The following is an 18,780-nucleotide window of genomic DNA, read 5'->3' as shown; positions in this document are numbered from 1 at the left end:
CTTGCTATCGCTGCTTGGCCTTGGCTTGGCTATCCGTTGTGGCTTTGGGGGCTCGGTTGCCTAATTAATCACAGACACCGAAATCTCAGTGACGTGGCAAATGACGAGCTTTCGCCAGGCGTTAGTATTGTCATCAGTGCCTACAATGAAGCAGAGGTGATCCTAGACAAGCTTCAAAACGTAGCGGATCTCAATTTCCCGAAGGAGCGGCTTGAATGTATCGTCATTTCAGATTGCTCTGATGACGGCACCGACGAAATTGTCAAGGGGTTCGACGCGACTGATGTGCGTCTGGCTAGAATGCCTGAGCGTCGCGGTAAATCAGCGGGTTTGACGCGGTTTGTCCCGGAGTGCAAACACAATTTCGTTGTATTTACCGACGCCAATGCAATGTTTCGACCAGATGCCATTCAGTATCTCGTGAAGCACTTTCGTGACCCCACCGTCGGTTACGTGGTCGGCCAGCAAAAGTACTTAGAGTCCGAAGGTGACCAGGTTAGTGAGTCGGAAGGGTTTTACTGGAAGTATGAGACTTTGCTGAAACGATGGGAAAGCCGAGTTGACTCAGTCGTTGGTGGAGATGGTGCAATTTATGCAATACGGCGGTCACTATTTAAACCGCTACGTGACGACGATATCAATGATTTCATCAATCCTCTGCAAATTATTCAGTTGGGTTACCGAGGGGTCTACGAACCTGATGCTGTCTGTGTGGAGCGAGTTGCCGGCTCTTTTGGCGGCGAATATCGACGTAAAGTCCGGATCGCTAATCGCAGTTTCCGGGCATTTGTTCGAGAATGGCCTGCTGCTAACCCGTTTCGAACAGGCTTGTTTGCCTTTCATCTGATCAGTCATAAAGTATTGCGTTGGTTTACCGCCTTCTTGATACTCGTGGCTTGGTTGTTAGCCAGCGCTTCTGCCGTGACTGGAAATAGTTGGATTGCCATTGCTTTATGCGGAGGACAAACAGCATTCTGTAGCTTGGCCGCATTGGGTGCAATTCAACGGTTGCGAGCACTTCGGCTTTTCTCAATCCCATTCTACTTCTGTTTGGGAAACCTAGCTGCGGCTCACGGGATCCTCCACTACTGTGTGGGGCGAAAACACGCAACGTGGAAACCTGACCGTGAGCAGTCTGTTCAAATGCAGAAGACGTCGCGAGGTAGGTCATTCCGGTGGTTGCTGCCTTTGTTGCTGATGATCGCGATCGCGGCAAGTTTGTTGTTCCCGCAGGCAACTCTCGCTGTTTGCTGCGTTAGCTTGGTAAGTTCCCACATTGCATTTCCTTTGGTTCTTAAAGCAAACGCGAAATTGAATGAGCGGCAATTAAGCTCACAGGCGGTTGAGTCGAATACCGATCCGAAGCTACCGATGCTGAGTGTCATTATCCCAGCACGGAATGAAGAGGTTTGCATCGAGAAAAAAATTCAAAATAGTCTCAAATTGAACTATCCGAGTGACTGCATTGAGGTGGTTGTTGTCGACGACGCTAGTGAAGACAGAACGGCTGAAATTGCGTCGGAGTTTGGCAAGTGCATCAAGTTTATTGGCCTGCCCAACCGAGGTGGAAAGGCTACTGCCTTGAAGGTTGGCTTTAATGCTTCCATAGGTTCCGTGCTACTGCTGACCGACGCGAACGTCAATGTAGATGCCGATGCTGCCAAACATTTGGTCGCCGGCCTGAAGGATCCTTTGGTTGCTTGTACGGTTGCGGATGTCCGCCTTAAGTCTCCAAATGAACTACTTCGATGTGAAGGAGACTACCAGACATTTGAATTTCAGGTGCTGACCTGGGAATCCGCGTGGAAGTCTGCTGTCTGTGTGGATGGTGGGCTCTACGCGATCCGTCGAGAGTCATTTATTCCGCCAGCATTCGACTGTATCCTTGATGATTTTTCAATTTCTGCCGCGGCGCTAAATCAAGGGCGAACGATTCAAACTGTCGCGATGGCTAGAGCCTTTGAAAATTCTTGTACCCGTGTGAGCGATGAATTTCGTCGCAGGGAGCGATTGGGGCGTGGTGTCGTCCAATGCTTGCAGCGAGGAACGCACCCGATGCCACACACGGGATTTCCGTTTATTGCATTTGTATTCCACAAGCTAGCTCGTTGGGCAACTCCGTTTCTACTGCTCACTGCATTGCTCGCAATAGTTGCGATTTCTATATCTACGCCGTATTGGCTAGCGAGTGGATCTGTGTTGTTTGTCGCCGTCAACGTAATGCCATGGATTTTGCCTGAGTATTGGATTCGACAGTTTGCCTTTGGAAGGCTATTGGCTTTCGGCCATGTAGTAATGCTTGGTATGGGATGGGGGATCTTGATGGAATTGTTGGGGCATACGACTTCAAGCTGGAATCCAGCGACGCGTTCCGGTTTTGGTGATCCGCAGGCTTCATCGGAGATGCAACATTGAAATTGTCCGTCATTATTCCGTGCTTAAATGAAGAGAGTTTTATCGGCGATTGCATTCGCTCGGTCAAGCAGGACTCAAGTGAGGCTTACGACGTGGAGATCATAGTGGTTGACGCAGGCTCAACTGACCAAACCGTCGCTATTGCCAGGTCACTAGGTGTTCGTGTAGTGCAGCATGCCCGTTCCACTATCGCCGCACAACGGAACGCTGGAGTTACTGCATCAGGCGGTGATGTCGTGGCGTTTTTGGATGCGGACTGCACTGTGGCTCCGGGGTGGACGCAGAGCGGCATGGATCTCTTTTTGGATCACGAAGTTGTAGGAGGCGGATGTCCACCAAGCGTACCGTTAGATGGCACGACTTGGGTGCAACGAGGGTGGAGTTTTTTAAAACGCAAGAAACGCCCCAAGAGAATGGCAGTTCGCTGGATACCGTCGGCTAATGTTTGGGTGCGACGTACGGCTTTTGAAGAGGTTGGTGGATTCAATGAAGAGTTGGAGACCTGCGAGGACGCTGATCTTGGATTTCGCATATCCAGTCTAGGCCCGATGGTTTCCGACCCGAAAATTCAAGTGTATCACCACCGAGAACCAGAGAACTTACTCGAGTTTTTCAAGAAAGAGATTTGGCACGGAAAGCACAGCTTTAGCGGCATTCGCTCTGGTCGCTGGACCTTAGCAGAGGTGCCAAGCCTGGTCGCACCAATTTACTTCTTCGCGGGCGTTTCTTGCATTGTGATAGCTCTTGTAGACTGCTTTAGGCGCAGTCAAGTAACTCCGTTTTTTGGATTTAGTGTCCTAGTCACGATAGCATTGCCCGTCGCCTACACCATTCGCGCGATCCTAGCCAAAGGAAACTTAGTTCGGTCCCCACAATACTTCCTGATCTATCTCACCTATTTTGCGGCGAGATCAACTGCAATGCTCGTTTCCTTGCTTTCGTTTTTCCGTTAATAGGTTAGGTTTCTAGCAGAACGCCTATCGCGATGCAAAACGGTTGTGTTTAAATAAATGATGATTCGGTTCCAAAAAACTGTGTTTGACAGACGTTTAATGGAGAAATCGTCGTCAGCCACTTTGTCTGTCACCAGATGGGTCGGGCCTTTGCTATGGGCATTGTTCTTCCTTGTCTTCACTGAATTGGTTGTTGAGTATCGTGCTGCTCAACGCGGGTTTGCGACACACATTTTTGGAAGCTCGCATTCCGACACGCTATTGAGCGTTTCGGGGCAGAACGGACTTAGAGGTGATAGCCAAGCTGGTCCCACAGATGCATTCCCGTTTCGAAGTGTTGTGATCCCGACTAGCAGAGAGAGTGGCACCCTACGAGTTTGGGTCGCTTCCTCTTCGCATGCGGAGGACCGGCGAACACCATTGGACAGAATCTTCCCTGCTGTTTTGGAAAGAGAGCTACGGGCGCGGGGTGTACGAGCTGAGGTTTTAAATGCGAGCCGTGCGGGAATGACTCTGAGTACGAACAATCATCAGTTGGCGGCGACGGGGGCGGAATGGAAGCCCGATATCGTGCTGGTTTACCAAGCCTCCAATGATCTGTCTGCCATGGTGAAGAATGGACTACGCGCGGCTGAAAACGAATGGGTTATCAAAGAATCGATTACGTCGCCTCGCGGGCTGCCGTCGCTTGTCGGTCCGATTCAAGAGTGGATCGAACAGTGCTCGCTGTACGAACTGATCAAGGCGAATGCCACGGCTCGCTTGAACGGGGCGCGGATCTTGGACACGGACGTTCCAGACGCGTACGCGTCCCAGTTTTTCAGCGATCTGCATCGTTTGGAGTCCTCTGCAGAGGCCATCGACGCCAAATTTGCCGTTTGCACGTTCGCTTTTAGCCATGCTGGCGAACTAAATACGCTGCCTGACGACTATCGGCTGATCCTTCTGAAGACAATTCCTGACCTTGCCCCTGTCGCTTGGAGCAAGTGTTTCGATCGGTGGAATCACCAGTTACGCGACCAGAAGGACACTTTTGTCGTTCTTGACGTCGCTAAGTTTGCGAGGGGGGAAACAGAATTATTTCGCGATCCGGTTCACTTTTCTGAATTGGGGCATCAAGCGGTTGGCGAGTTTTTGGCTGAATCCATCGTCGGTCATCCATCGTTGCTCGATGGTGTTGTCGTTGAGGATTGGGAGCCAAAACAGCGATGATTTTCAATTCGCTCGGCTACGCCATCTTTCTTGCGGTGGTCGTCATTGCGTTTTGGTCGTCCCGGAAACAACTGGCAACGAGCCGGTTCGTGCTCCTGGCTGCAAGCTACGTGTTTTACATGAGTTGGGACTGGCGGTACGCTGGCCTCTTGCTGGGTTCGACCGTTGTGGATTTTTTTGTCGGCAAATGGCTTGACGCCGCGGACGCTAAGTGGAAACGAAAAACCTGGCTAACGGCCAGCCTAGTCTGCAACTTGAGCGTGCTGGGTACATTTAAGTATTTCAATTTTTTTGCTGAAACCAGTGAATCCGCCTTAGCTTGGGTAGGTGCTAAGTGGGATTTAGGAAGGTCGCAGTTTCTCTTGCCGGTTGGAATTTCGTTCTACACCTTCCAAACGATGAGCTACAGTATCGACATTTACCGTCGACGCATCGCTCATGAAAAGAGCTTCCTCAACTTTGCTGTTTATGTATCGTTCTTCCCCCAGTTGGTGGCGGGCCCGATCGTTCGAGCTGTAGAGTTTTTGCCCCAATTGCATCAACCGCGTACGATCACACCGGCGATTTTCCACGGCGGAGTGCTGCTTATTTGTATTGGGCTGATAAAGAAAGTGGTATTTGCTGACCTGCTGGCTGTGTTGTTGGTTGATGATGTTTTTGCGAATCCAAGACAGTTCAGCTTGATCGATCGATGGCTGGCCTTGTACGGCTATGCTTTTCAAATTTATTACGACTTTTCGGGCTACAGTGACATCGCGATTGGGTCAGCCGCACTGCTTGGGTTTACGTTGCCGCTGAATTTCAATCGTCCGTATCTGGCGACAGACATACGCGATTTCTGGTCGCGTTGGCACATTTCGCTCTCTACATGGCTCCGCGACTACCTGTACTTTTCCCTGGGGGGAAATCGTCGTGGGAAGCTTCGCACTTATGTCAATTTGATGTTGACGATGTTGCTCGGCGGACTCTGGCATGGTGCGGCCATGAACTTTGTTTTGTGGGGGGGCTATCATGGTGGGCTGCTGGTCATTGCTCACGCATTTGCGAATCGCGGGAATTCCGATACGAAATCACCAACATCGCCTGTCCACTGGATCAAGCGGTGGATCATCTGCTTTCATTTGGTGCTTTTGGGCTGGTTGCTGTTCCGAATCGAATCATTGTCAGACTTAAGGTTGTTTTTCGAAGGCAATACTCAATTGCAAATGCAAGCCTCGAGGATTTATCTTGCCGTGCTCGCGATTGCGTCCTGTATTCATTTCTCATCCAAAATTCGACTGCAATCGCTTCAAGACTGGGCTGCATCTCGATGCCCCTCACCGGTGCTCGGTTGCCTTTATGCAGCGACAATTTTGCTGCTGATCGCGGCGACAATGGGAACCCCGCAGTTCATTTATTTTCAATTTTAGGAGTGACCTAATAAACGCGTTGAAAACCGATTCGAAAGTGACCATTTGCCAGTTCGTGCACTCACTGTCGGTGGGGGGGGCTGAGATGCTTGCACGCGATTTCGCGATCGCTGCAGCTCCGGAGTTTCACACAGTGTTTGCGTGTCTCGATGAAGTCGGTACTTTGGGGGAACAGCTAATCGATTCGGGATACACGGTCGAGTGTTTCGAACGAAAACCCGGATTAGATCGATCATTGATGCGCCGGCTGTCTCATTTTTGCCAGCAGCACGACGTCGATTTGATTCACGCACACCAATACACACCGTTTGTTTATGCTGCGATGAGTCGATTTTCCCCCTGGTGGAAAGCCTGGCGAGCGCTGCCGCCGGTTTTGTTTACCGAGCACGGGCGACACTATCCCGACGTTCGCAAATCCAAAAGAGTGCTCGCGAACCAGGTCCTGCTTCGGCGACGTGATCGCTGCGTAGCAGTAGGGAATAATGTCAAGCAGGCCTTGATTGATAAGGAGGGAATCGCTGCGGCGCGTATTGATGTGGTCTACAACGGAATCAATCTGGAACGGTTTGCTCGATGCGAGCAAGCTCGTCAACAGAGCCGGCAGGGATTGGAACTGGAGCCGGATGACGTTGCCGTGTTCCAAGTTGCACGGCTTAATCCGCTGAAGGATCATGCAACAGCCGTTCTCGCTTGGACGCATTTGAAAGACGTGCCCCATGTCAAATTGGTGATCGTCGGCGATGGAGAACTGCGAGCATCGACTGAAGAATTAATTCAGCAGCACGGCCTGGAGGATCAAGTCTGCATGCTGGGGACTCGATATGATGTTGCAGAAATCATCAATGCCGCTGATTTGATGATGCTGACCAGCATCTCCGAGGGGATCCCGCTAACCCTAATCGAAGCCATGGCAAACGGTTTACCATGCGTTGCAAGTCGCGTTGGCGGAGTTCCGGAAGTAATCGTGGATGGCGAAAATGGCTACCTAATTGAATCTGGAGACGTCCACGGATTCTCATCTTCGATCCGTCGACTAAGTGCTGAACAAGGCCTTCGTGAAAGACTCGGCTCGAATGCAAAGGCAAGGGCTTTTGAGCACTTCAGCGACCAGGTGATGCACGACGCCTACCACCAGCTATATCGGTCACTGACTTCCGAATTGAAAAGATCGTAATGTCAGTTAACTCAAAATCCGTAATCGATCCTGTAGACCAACAAAAGACTTTAAAAAAACATCCTTTTGTATTGCACACTCGGATCGTTAACAGTGTTGGCGGCGGCCCCGAAAAGACCATTCTTAATTCGCCGAGATACCTACGAGATCTTGGGTATGATTCGGCGTGTTTGTATTTGTATCCCGAGAACGATACTGGCATCCAAGTCATTCAGAAGCGTGCGATTTCTGCGGGGGCAGAGATTATCCTAATGGTGGACGGAACCGGAATTAAAAAAGATTCTGTGCGGGAACTCGTCGAATTGTGCCGACGACGGAATGTGGCGATTTGGCATGCACACGATTTCAAAACGAACGTTCTGGGGCTACTCGTCCGGCGCCGCTTTCCAATGAAGCTTGTGACGACAGCCCACGGATGGTGTATTACGGGGTGGAAAAGCTGGCTTTACGCAACCGCAGGTCGGATTTGCCTGCCGTTTTACGATGCCACGATTGCCGTGTCGCGAGAACTTTACGTAGATGCATGTCGTTGGGCATTGGGCAGCAAAAAAGTACACCACATCGAGAACGCCATCGACGTTGAATACTATTCACGTTCCTTGTCTGTCCGGGAAGCTAGAGGCAAGGTAGCTGAAGCACTCGATGTATTAGAGCCAGGACCGGGTGAGTTTCTTGTCGTTTCACTTGGTAGAATGGCAAAAGAAAAGGCCTATCACGATCTAATTGCGGCCGTATCAACACTGGCCGAAAGGCACGTTAATGTCCGCGTGTGGGTCGGAGGCGTAGGACCGTTGGAAACGGAACTGAAGGACCTTGTACGTGCGGCGAGCCTGCAAGACCGATTTCTCTTTCTGGGAAATATCGAAGACTCGAGGTCCTTTTTGCAGGCCGCTGACTTGTTCGTGCTCAGCAGCGTTACCGAGGGTTTGCCGAATGTTTTGCTGGAAGCGATGGCGCTCGAGGTCCCGATTGTCTCGACCAACGTCGGTGGGATTCCTAGGCTTGTGGAGAACCTTGAAAGCGGCTTGTTGGTAAAGCCAAATTGCCCTGAGCAATTGGCAGATGCGATTCAGTCAATGGTTGATGACGAGGCGATGCGATGTTCAATGGTCGCGAAAGCTCGTCTTCGCATCCAAAATGACTATTGCTTTCGCCGTCGGATGTCAGATGTTGCCAACGTCTATGACCGTTGCTTGGAAGCGTGGCTACCGAATGAGTGACAAAACGCATGTTGTTCGGTCGTCACCAAAACAAGCATCTCGATGGATCAAACGCAGTATCCAGTGCTGTTTTTTGGTGTATGTTGCTCCGCGGCTGGCAATGTACTTTTTCATGAGGAGTCTAACCGGTTCTCGGGCAATGACTCCAGCATCCGAATCGATCGCGAAAATCCCAGGAAAACGCGGTGTCTTTTCGCGTCAGGCGTTTTACCGGTTTACCTTGTCTAAGTGCGGTCGCGACGTCTATATCGGCTGGAGCTCGGTGTTTTCAATGGCGGAAGCGGTGGTCGGCGAAAAAGCCTTCATTGGCCGTTTTTGCTCGATTGGTTTCGCTGATATTGGTGAGGAGGTCATGTTGGCCGATGGGGTTCAAATCCTCAGTGGCGGTCGGGAACATGATTCTGATGATTCCGACCGGTCTATGCACGAACAGGGACAAACGTATTCGCAAGTTCGTATTGGTGATGGAGCCTGGATCGGGGCCGGAGCGATTGTAATGGCCGACGTGGGTCGTGACGCGATCGTCGGGGCCGGGGCTGTGGTGACTCGGGCGGTTCCCGACGGTGCTGTCGCGGTCGGTTCGCCCGCCAACGTCATTCGCTACCGAAAAGGGTGGACGCTAGCCTTGCAAGACTCACACGTGGCGAAAGGCTAGGGGGCAAGGCATGTGTGGAATCAGCGGGTATGTGTGGACACCGGCGGCCAAGTCACCTTCGATGGTCCAGTTTGATCGAATGACAGATCAGCTAGTTCATCGCGGCCCGGACGGCCGCGGTGTTCACTTCATTCGTCATGATGACGGCAGCGGTATCGCCATTGGCCATCGCCGGTTATCGATCATCGATTTGGGCACCGGCCGGCAGCCGATGACCAATGAGGATGAAAGTGTCTGGATTACCTTCAATGGTGAGATCTATAACTATCGCGAGTTGCGTGAAAATCTGATCGCTCGCGGGCATCAATTCAAAACTCAATCTGATACCGAAACCATCGTGCACCTGTACGAAGAATTCGGTGACGGTTGTGTGAACTATCTGCGTGGCATGTTCGCCTTCGCCATTTGGGACGACCGGAAGCGTCGGTTGCTGCTCGCACGGGATCGCATGGGTCAAAAGCCGCTGGTCTATCATCGCTCGGATGATCGAGTCATCTTCGGCAGCGAGATCAAGGCGGTGATGGCATCGGGCGACGTCGCGGAGGACATCAGACCGCAAGCGATCGATGAGTACTTTTTATACGGCTACATTCCGCACCCGGGCACGATCTACCGGGACGTCGAAAAACTGCCGCCCGCTCACGTAGCGACGTGGCAAGCTGGGCAGTGGCAGGTTCGCAGGTACTGGAGCCCCGAACAATCACCAGATTCCTCTGCACCGCGAGAAACGCTGATCGAAGAAGTCCGACAAAGCCTGAACGAGGCAGTTCGTCTGCGGTTACGCAGCGATGTCCCTCTGGGCGCGTTTCTTTCCGGAGGCATTGATTCGACGATCATCACTGGCTGCATGCAGCAACAATCCGAATCCCAGGTCCAGACCTACTCGATCGGATTTCCCGACCCACGGTATGACGAATCCGAGTTCGCGCGCGAAGCCGCCGAGCATCTGCAAACCAAGCATCAATGCATGATGGTTGAGCCGCATTCCTTAGATGTCCTCGACACCTTGGTGCGTCACTTTGACGAACCGTTTTCCGACAGCAGTGCGGTTCCAACCTTCTACTTGTCAGAGCTGACTCGTCGACACGTCACGGTTGCCATGACGGGTGATGGAGGCGACGAATTGTTTTGCGGTTACGATCGGTACCCCACGGCGGACGGCTTAGCCAGTTTTGATCGGCTGCCGAAACTTGTGCGTCGATTGTTGACGGGGCCGTGGGTTAACTTGATTCCTGGTCAAAGTGAACGGTCGTGGGGTCGGCGGACGCGACAACGGCTGCAAACGTTTGGATTGCCGATGGAGCGCCGCTACTTGAACTGGGCGACGGGATCGCCGCCCGCAATGCGATCGCGGTTGTACCGGGACGACTTCGCAGCGTTGATTGATGGCGAGGTATCCGAGCGTTTCATATCTACATTGATGGCCGGAACCAAGAAGTTGCAACCTGGCTTGGGAGCGATGCGAACCGATGTCGGATCGTATTTGCCGTGTGATTTGTTAGCCAAGGTCGATATCACCAGCATGGCCAGTTCCCTGGAATGTCGCAGCCCGTTCTTGGACCACCATGTTGTGGAAGCCGCCTACAAAATTCCGTTTTCGCAGCTGTATCAACCAGGCCAAGTCAAACCGTTTCTGACGGAGTGTTTTGACCAGCACTTGACCGACCGACTGCGGAACCGTCCCAAGATGGGATTCTCGGTTCCACTGGATCGGTGGTTTCGAAACGGACTCCGAGACCGCGCACGCGACTTGCTATTGGCAGCAAATTCCCGCTGCCAAGTATATCTGGACTCAAACGCTATCGAGAAGATGCTTGATGAGCATGAATCAGGACATTGGAATCATGGAAGTCGGATCTGGAGCCTGTTGTTCTTGGAAAGCTGGGCCAGATCGGCCTTAGAGATCAATACGTAATTTCACACTGCCCACTGATTAGACCCAAATGAATAGCAATGAATTCGAGGTGACGGAAAATCAAATTCGTCGCATGTTTGAAGATAGCTATGGTCCGATTGACGTTCAAGGATGGCACCCTCGTTTACGTTGGTTATACAATTACTTCACGCCAGATGAGTGGTACCAAACACTTATAGATAACTTGGTAACTAGCGAATGCGTTTGGCTGGATGTAGGAGGGGGTAAGTCAGTCTTCCACAACCCCGGATTGGAAACCAAACTCTCCAGTCAGTGCAAAAAATTGGTTAGCCTCGACCCTTCTGATAACATTCAGGAAAATGATGTAGTCCACGAACGTCTGCAATGCATGATTGAAGACCTGGACAACAAGACCGAGCATCACGAACGATACAGTCTGGCGACACTTCGAATGGTCGCCGAACACATTGAGGAACCAGATGAGGCACTTAGTACTTTGTCAAAAATACTGATTCCAGGCGGGCATGTGGTTCTTCTTACACCTTGGAAATACTCTCCTAACACTCTGGTATCTCGGATTGTTCCTGATTCGCTTCACTGGATATTCACACGTTTGCTAACGCCGGATCGACTTGAAGAGGACGTTTTTCCAACAGCTTACAGGCTCAATACTCGACATGACCTTCGATGCCACTTTAATACTGCTGGGTTTGATGAGGTCGGTTTTCTCATGCTGCCAGACTGCGGGCTTTTCCATCGCTACAAGTTTCTTTCCAGGATCGAAATCGGAGCAGGTGCGCTGTTTCGAAAATTTCGTTTTCGGTATCCTGAGTCTAATATTTTGGGTGTTTACAAAAAGCGAAATGAGTCAGCCGCAAACTGAATCCGCCGAATCTTGATTTTCATTCCCTCAAAAATTCAATAGTTTGAATGTCCTTTTCTTGACCGAAAGGTTCCCATGGCCATTGGACGATGGCGGCAACATTCGGACCTTTCGTCTATTGGAAGCGTTGGCTACGGATTACCAAGTGACCATGGTCGCTCATCATCGAGCAGACCTTCCCATCGCTTTAATGCAGACCGGTGTAGCGGATTTAGCCGCAATCGAGATGATTCGTCCTCCGTCGAGATTGGGGAGCTGGTTCCAGATAGTGTGGTCCGGTGTACTCTGCGGTCGGTCGATCTTTGTCTCGAAAAACTATTCACCAGCCATGCTGCGTAGGGCAAAGGAGCTATATTCGACTGGGCAGTTTGAATTGGTCTATTTCAATCACCTGGATACAGCCTGCTACTTAGAACCACTAGACTGTTTGCCAGCAGTCTTCGATTCTCACAACTGCCTAAGTGAAATGGCCAACGAGCGTGCCCAAGACGCCACCGGCTTGGCGGCGATTCTGTGGCGTGCGGAGGCCAAGCGATTAGCCGCCGCAGAGGCAGCGGTTGTCTCGCATTCATCGATGACACTGGCCTGCTCTGTGCAGGAGAAACAGCTTTTCTCTAAACTGTCTTCCTCTGGCCGGATCGAAGTTATTCCTAACGGAACAGATGCTCCAAATTCTGTAGCAGTGCATCGTTTCGCAGCAACTGGTAGATTGCTATTTGTCGGTGCGATGGACTACAGGCCGAACGTCGACGCAGTAATTTGGTTTTGCAGAGAGATTCTTCCAAGAATTCGAGCCAAGGTACCCGAAGCAAGCTTTGACATTGTCGGTAGAAGCCCGACTGCATCGGTTCAGCGGTTGGCCAAACTGTCAAACGTCCGTGTTGTGGGAAGTGTAGAAGATGTGTCGTCTTGGTATGCTGACGCGGATTTGGCAGTGATTCCTCTCCGGATGGGGGGGGGGACTCGTCTGAAAGCAGTCGAAGCGATGGCGCTCGGTTGTCCAATTGTGTCGACGAAAAAGGGAATTGAGGGAATTGAGGCGATTGACGAAGTGCATCTTCGCATTGCGGATGAGCCAATCGCATTTGCCAATGCTGCGGTCGGCTTGCTGCGTAATTCATCGGAACGACGAAAGATTTCTGCTGCTGGACGTGAATTTGCGGAAGCCTTCAACTGGGAAAAATTGCAGACGCAATTTCGGACTATCGTCAAATTAGGTATCTTGCCTACTCTACGTGACTCGACCAGGCAAGAAAAAACGTGAAGGCGACGATGCGTGGTTCGAAGTTCGTTTCGATTCTTCTTCTCTGCACGTGCGGCATGACAATGGTATCCGTTTTTGACGATTACCGGCACTTACTCGACCAGGCATTTACAAGGTTTCGTAGGATTGACTTGGCTTTCCTGCATACAACTAGCAAGATATTCAAATTGAAATCGCGAAAAGCGCGTCGTCGTCTGCTGATCCAGTCGTTGGAAAATCGGACGCTGTTGACAACCTTTTCGTGCGGAGACGCTCTTTTGGGCGGAACGGTTGGCAGAGAGCTAGCGGACGTAATTCAAGTATACGGACCGGCTGAAAATGAGGTGCATGGTCTAGGCGGCAATGATCGAATTTATGTTCGTGACGGTCGCGGTTTAGTTTGTGCTGGCGACGGGGACGATCTTGTCGTCGGGGGGCCTCAAGGGAGCGATGTTCTATTTGGGGGCAATGGCAATGATAGGCTTGTAGGCCTCTCTGGCGACGATCGGTTGTCCGGCGGGCCGGGAAACGATCGGCTCGAAGGTAATTCTGGTGACGATATCCTTGACGGCGGCGATGGGAACGATGACATCTACAGCGGTTACGGCAATGACGTGCTAATTGGCGGCGCTGGCGATGATCAACTATATCATCACTTGGGAACGGTGGAGGTCGACGGCGGGCCGGGAATTGATACCGTTCACCTCTTATATGCTGAAGACCGTTATGTTTTGACGTTCGATGCAGGAAGCTGGACGTTGCTGGATGGGAAGACATCTAAACGAATTGGTACATTAAAGGCGGTTGAATTCGTTCAGTTCAAGGATTCCAAGACTGAATTGCAAGAAGAATTGGTCGGCACCGACGGGGACGATGTATTGAGTAGCGAACTACCAGGACGAAACTTAGTCCGTGGTTTAGGCGGTAACGATACGATCACGGTCACGACGGGTTTTGGTGAAGTCTATGGTGGCGACGGAAACGACCGACTTAGTTTCGCAGGCTCAAACGATTTCGCATATGGGGGTGCAGGTGACGATAAGATCATAGGATACAAGGGGGATGACGAACTGCATGGCGACGCGGGTGATGACAGTATAGATGGTGGGCCAGGTGACGACCGACTGTTTGGCGGCCCCGGTAACGACAAACTGATCGGTGACTTCGGTAACGATTTACTCCATGGTGGTGAGGGGGACGATGTCATGATTCCTCGCATTGGTCACAACCAAATCGATGGTGGTGCAGGCAACGATCGCGTTGCATTTAGTCAAAATTTTGCTGAAATGACGCTTTCGATTGATGGCGTGATTACAACCGTCTCGCAAATTTCGTCAGCTGACTATGTCAACGTCATTCAGAATGTGGAGTGGCTGCAATTCGCTGATGGTTCGTACGAAGTAGCCACCGGTGAGTTTACCGATGGCACGAAGCCAACGAGTACCGCCGGTGGTGCTACTACAAATGCAAATATCGAAACCCGAACTGGAAACGACGTCGTCGCAAGTTTGGCTGATATCTCGTCCGTTCCGAATGCGATTGTCGCGGCAAAATTGAAGCCTGTTTCGGACCAAGAGTCTTCGGCCCAGTATATCACCATCGGACAAGTTTTTCGCATTGGCGATCTTTTCCAGGAGGATCAACTGACCGCATTAATCAACGGTAAAGAGCATCCAGTTCAGATCGATGCGAAGGCAACCCATCCGGATCAATCCATTCGTCACGCGGTGCTCACGATCCCAACACCAGTCGGCGTCAGTGGAGAAGGTGTTGATGCAATATTGGTGCGAAACATCGACGCCACGGCGATTGACCGTTTAGAAGTTGGTAACCTTCTGGATACCGATTTTGATCTGAACGTAGAACTCGAATTTGACCAAGGTGATGGTCAATGGCTGGTGTTTGATGCAGGCTACGACTTGAGCGACTCGGACCGTCGGGAAAGGCATGTTTTCACGCGTTACAACACTCGCCTGCCACTTGAAGTGCGTTTTCCTCAGACGGAGCTAAGCAACTTCCCACTACATCTTGAGGCGATTTTCCGCGTTGATAGGAATACGGTTCGAAGCGAGACGATCATTGCAACCGTTTCGGTCTCAGACGGGAAGGCATTCCTTCACCTAGCCGATTTAGTCGCTGATGCCCAAGGTGCTGACCAAATCGAACAAGTGAAGCTGACTGGACTGCCCATAGGGGCGGACATTCCCAACGGAATCAATTTAGGCGGTGGAACGAAGTCGACTGAGTACCATGTGAATGTTCAAGATTTAGTTGCTGATCAGATTCAGTCGGGCGATATCAAGTACTGGCTTTCGGGGCCTTATGTCAGTGAACTTCGTGTCGAAACAGAAATAATCAAGGGGTTGAAAGCTCGGTTCGACGTTCGGTACTACGCTGATAAGACAACTCGGGTTGCCGTAACTGTGCTGAATGAGCATCCCACATTTGAGTTGGGCAACCGAAACATGACCTATGATTTTAAACTTACCCAGAACGGTGAGGTACTTCTGGATCACTCGTCCATCCATCACCAACGCAACTCCAACTGGAGCGAGGTGGTTTGGATTGGCGAGCAACCTGATCTGCATTGGGTTCATGATCCGCGTTATCTAATCGCTACTGGCGCGGTCCCCGCATATGACATGTCGTTGCCTGTCCAGATCGGAACGGCCGCTTACCAAGGACTAGTTGACGGTACGCTGCCGTTTGGTCCACTCGGACGCGGCACCGTCGACAACGCGATGCCGGGTACTGGCGAACGGCCGGATATTGGCGTTCTGCCGGACTGGGCGGTCAGGTATGTGCTCACTCAAGATTATCGTGACCTTGCTGTCATGCTGGGCAATGGCCGTGTCTCGGGGGGGGTCCCGTGGCATTTTGTCGGTGACGATGGGGAGTATCTTTCGATTGATGACCACCCATTGCTATGGCTTGATCATCGCGGTGTAAGCCGATACTACGGTGATGACGCGATGGTCAGCGACGCGTTTGATTACGGCAGCGACACGCTTCCCGACCTTGCGCACCAGCCTTCGCTATCATACCTGCCTTACTTGATGACTGGAGAGCGATATTTCGCGGACGAGTTAACCGCCCAGGCAAATTGGTCGATGGCCAGTGTTTGGACTCCGGGCCGCCTCAAAAGCAGCACAAATGACTTGGTCTATCACCAGCAAGTTCGAGGGTTTGGTTGGACGATGCGAACGTTAGGCGATGCCGCCTTTGCATTACCGGATGACCACATCAACAAAGAACTATTTGGCGATATCATCACGAACAACATTGATTGGGTTCGCACGACGTTTATCGATCGAGAGGGAGGGGATCAGAATCAACCAAGTGGGATGCTTGAGGGCTTGCTTGGAACTCCGTGGAATGAACAGGGTTCTAGAGATCGCTACGGCAATACTTCCTTATGGATGGATGACTACGTAGCAGCAGCATTCGGTTCATTAGCGAATCGTGGTTTTGACGGAGCTGCCGACGTTCTCCAGTGGCAAGCCAATGCTATTGCAGGGCGTTACATTTCTGAAGATATTGGTTTCGATCCTCAAAACGGCGGTATCTACCACATGCCGCGAACGGAAGCGTTTGACGCCGAGGCCGCACGTGGACCTCGTTCCGATGAAGAAGGACGCACATTCTTAACGTGGTCCGAGGTTCAAGACGCCATCGATGATCGTGGGACGGGGTTAAGTGAGTTCTCGGTAAGTCCTCGCGCCTATGGATTCAAATCCATGATTGGAATCGGCGCCATGATGCAGCACGCTGATAATCACGATGCTTTTGAGGCTTTTGGCTTCCTCAGTTCGGAGAGTTATGAAGGGCGACACGGCGCAGAGTTCTCGGAATTCCCCCGCACATCCATACTTCCAGTGCTGTCGGACGGGACGCCGCTCTCACGTGATTCGATGACGATGGGAACCGAAGCCGGCGAAACGCTCGATGGAAACGACTCCAGCCAGCTATTGCATGGGCGGGGTGGCGACGACGTTATCAACGGAAACTTGGGAGTTGACTTGCTCTACGGTGGTGACGGTGCCGATGAGATTTACGGCGGCGATGGGGATGACTACCTCTTCGGCAACCGAGGTGACGATCGTCTCTTTGGAGGGGAGGGCGATGACGTTTTACGAGGTGGACTCGGAAGCGACCTGCTTTCCGGTGGAGCGGGCAATGATATCCTGTACTACCAGGCAGACGATCGCGTCCTGGGAGGGACGGGTGCTGACGTGCTGGCTCTGCAAAGCTGGCGCAGCGCGGAGATAGACTTGCGTGATGGAAAAATCGAGGGCATCGAGACCATCGATCTTCGGAATCAACCCAATTTCGACGTTGAGGTCGTGGACGCTTTGGCTCTCGACATTTCATCGATAGGACAAGTCAGTGATAGCAGTGAGCTGCTAGTATTCACTGATCCTAGCGACAATATCGTTATCCATGCCGAAGCAATAAATGCTCAAGAGACAAATCAGAATGGTCAGAGGACTAGGGTCTATCGAGCTGGCGATTCGATTTTGACGATCGTTGGCGATGCTACAGTCTCGTTTCACTAGCGACGTCTAATTATTGATGCAGCTGCCTTAGGCAGTATCCATTCTCAAACTTACCCACTTCGTGCACAGTCATGCAACAAGTTGGCGTCCATCGCATGGAATTACCCACAAATACATGCCAGTGGATCGATGCTAACGTGGGAGGTAAACTGTTCAAACTGACGATCAGGATGGACTTAATGAAAGTTGATTTGAAATGGGACGCCGAACCAACTCTTGTTGGATTGTTGGAGTGCCATAGGCGTCTCGAAGTTTTCCTAGTGAATCTTTTCAATTGTGCTGGGCGTGAGCTCCGGGGCGCACGCCCAACAGACCGCTGACGCGTTGGTGGCGATCGAGAATTGTTCATGGGAGCTGCCGATGAATGCCAGTCGTTCGACCGAATGATCGTGTTGGGGGACGTTAATTCGACCATGGCGGCGGCAAAGGTACTCGTGCCGGTGGCTCACGCCGAAACGGGCTTGCGCAGCTTTGATCGGGAGATGCCTGCAGAAATCAATCGGACGCTAACCGATTCATTTTTCGACATGCTGTTGTGTTCGGAACCGGCCGGGGTCGAGAACCTGATTCGTGAGGGGCACGATCCTGCGACCATCCATATAGTTGGCAACGTTATGATCGATACCTTGCTGACGCAGGTCGAACGGGCGAAAGCGGCCGGTACGCCAACCAAGCTTGGCCTGGAGCCTGGTTGCTACGGCGTGGTGACACTTCATCATCCATCCAATGTGGACGATCGCGAAACACTGACTGCCTTGCTAGAAGTGCTACAGGATGTTTCTCAGCGACTCCCGTTGGTGTTTCCGGTGCACCCGCGGACGCGGGCCCGCATCGAAACCTTCGGATTGCAATCACTCGTCGAGCAATCCGCGGGAATTCGATTGCTTGAGCCACAGGGGTATCTCGATTTCTTGTGCTTGACGTCTCAGGCGAAAGTCATTGTGACGGATTCCGGAGGTTTGCAAGAAGAGTCAACGGCATTAGGCGTTCCCTGCCTGACGATGCGAGCGAACACGGAACGGCCGATCACGTGTTCGGAGGGGAGTGGAACGCTGATCGGAAGCTCTGCACCGCAGCTTCGCGAGCAATTCGAAATGGTGATCAGAGGAAAGTACAAGGCGGGCGTTTGTCCTGAACTTTGGGACGGCAAGGCATCGGAACGGATTGTAAAGATATTGCTAGAG

At 51.7% G+C, this 18,780-nt stretch carries 12 protein-coding genes; all 12 read left to right on the top strand.

Features of this window, described 5'->3' with window-relative positions:
• Positions 1-93 precede the first annotated feature (93 nt).
• A complete protein-coding gene (locus tag RSSM_RS31550; RefSeq protein WP_160168102.1) occupies positions 94-2,415 on the top strand; it encodes a glycosyltransferase in 2,322 nt (773 codons plus the stop codon).
• Positions 2,412-3,368, top strand: coding sequence for a glycosyltransferase (locus tag RSSM_RS07260; protein ID WP_008676134.1), 957 nt, complete (start codon positions 2,412-2,414; stop codon positions 3,366-3,368). The genes RSSM_RS31550 and RSSM_RS07260 overlap by 4 nt, the downstream gene beginning before the upstream one ends.
• A gap of 507 nt (positions 3,369-3,875) precedes the next feature.
• Positions 3,876-4,580: a hypothetical protein gene (locus RSSM_RS07255; protein WP_008676132.1), complete on the top strand. Its 705-nt coding sequence runs from the start codon at positions 3,876-3,878 to the stop codon at positions 4,578-4,580.
• Complete coding sequence (locus RSSM_RS07250; RefSeq protein WP_008676130.1) at positions 4,577-5,989, top strand: MBOAT family O-acyltransferase; 1,413 nt, start codon at positions 4,577-4,579, stop codon at positions 5,987-5,989. The genes RSSM_RS07255 and RSSM_RS07250 overlap by 4 nt, the downstream gene beginning before the upstream one ends.
• A gap of 19 nt (positions 5,990-6,008) precedes the next feature.
• Entirely contained in the window at positions 6,009-7,163 is a 1,155-nt protein-coding gene (locus tag RSSM_RS07245) for a glycosyltransferase (protein WP_008676129.1), read from the top strand.
• Entirely contained in the window at positions 7,163-8,383 is a 1,221-nt protein-coding gene (locus tag RSSM_RS07240) for a glycosyltransferase family 4 protein (protein ID WP_008676127.1), read from the top strand. Before RSSM_RS07245 ends, RSSM_RS07240 begins: the two co-directional genes overlap by 1 nt.
• Positions 8,384-8,522: 139 nt before the next feature.
• Positions 8,523-9,038: an acyltransferase gene (locus RSSM_RS35325; RefSeq protein ID WP_008676123.1), complete on the top strand. Its 516-nt coding sequence runs from the start codon at positions 8,523-8,525 to the stop codon at positions 9,036-9,038.
• A gap of 10 nt (positions 9,039-9,048) precedes the next feature.
• On the top strand, positions 9,049-10,953 hold the full coding sequence (gene asnB, locus RSSM_RS07230) for an asparagine synthase (glutamine-hydrolyzing) (RefSeq protein WP_008676121.1): 1,905 nt from the start codon (positions 9,049-9,051) through the stop codon (positions 10,951-10,953).
• Between the two features lie 28 nt (positions 10,954-10,981).
• On the top strand, positions 10,982-11,797 hold the full coding sequence (locus RSSM_RS32350; RefSeq protein WP_081613716.1) for a methyltransferase domain-containing protein: 816 nt from the start codon (positions 10,982-10,984) through the stop codon (positions 11,795-11,797).
• 43 nt (positions 11,798-11,840) lie between these two features.
• Positions 11,841-13,061 (top strand): glycosyltransferase, encoded by a 1,221-nt coding sequence (locus tag RSSM_RS07225; protein WP_008676119.1) that lies wholly within the window; start codon positions 11,841-11,843, stop codon positions 13,059-13,061.
• Positions 13,062-13,228: 167 nt separating this feature from the next.
• Positions 13,229-17,596: a calcium-binding protein gene (locus RSSM_RS34245; RefSeq protein WP_052336009.1), complete on the top strand. Its 4,368-nt coding sequence runs from the start codon at positions 13,229-13,231 to the stop codon at positions 17,594-17,596.
• A 347-nt stretch (positions 17,597-17,943) separates the two neighbouring features.
• A partial coding sequence (locus RSSM_RS07215; RefSeq protein WP_008676114.1) for a UDP-N-acetyl glucosamine 2-epimerase occupies positions 17,944-18,780 on the top strand: 837 nt, incomplete at its 3' end.

Source organism: Aporhodopirellula sallentina SM41, from assembly GCF_000346505.1.
Taxonomy (GTDB): Bacteria; Planctomycetota; Planctomycetia; order Pirellulales; family Pirellulaceae; genus Rhodopirellula; species Rhodopirellula sallentina.
This window is presented reverse-complemented; position numbering and strand designations above follow the sequence as displayed.

Excerpts from the sequence above, each read along its gene's own strand:
- RSSM_RS32350 (WP_081613716.1), top strand. The coding sequence starts at position 10,982 with ATGAATAGCAATGAATTCGAGGTGACGGAAAATCAAATTCGTCGCATG.
- RSSM_RS07255 (WP_008676132.1), top strand. The coding sequence starts at position 3,876 with ATGACTCTGAGTACGAACAATCATCAGTTGGCGGCGACGGGGGCGGAA.
- asnB (WP_008676121.1), top strand. The coding sequence starts at position 9,049 with ATGTGTGGAATCAGCGGGTATGTGTGGACACCGGCGGCCAAGTCACCT.
- RSSM_RS07250 (WP_008676130.1), top strand. The coding sequence starts at position 4,577 with ATGATTTTCAATTCGCTCGGCTACGCCATCTTTCTTGCGGTGGTCGTC.
- RSSM_RS35325 (WP_008676123.1), top strand. The coding sequence starts at position 8,523 with ATGACTCCAGCATCCGAATCGATCGCGAAAATCCCAGGAAAACGCGGT.
- RSSM_RS07240 (WP_008676127.1), top strand. The coding sequence starts at position 7,163 with ATGTCAGTTAACTCAAAATCCGTAATCGATCCTGTAGACCAACAAAAG.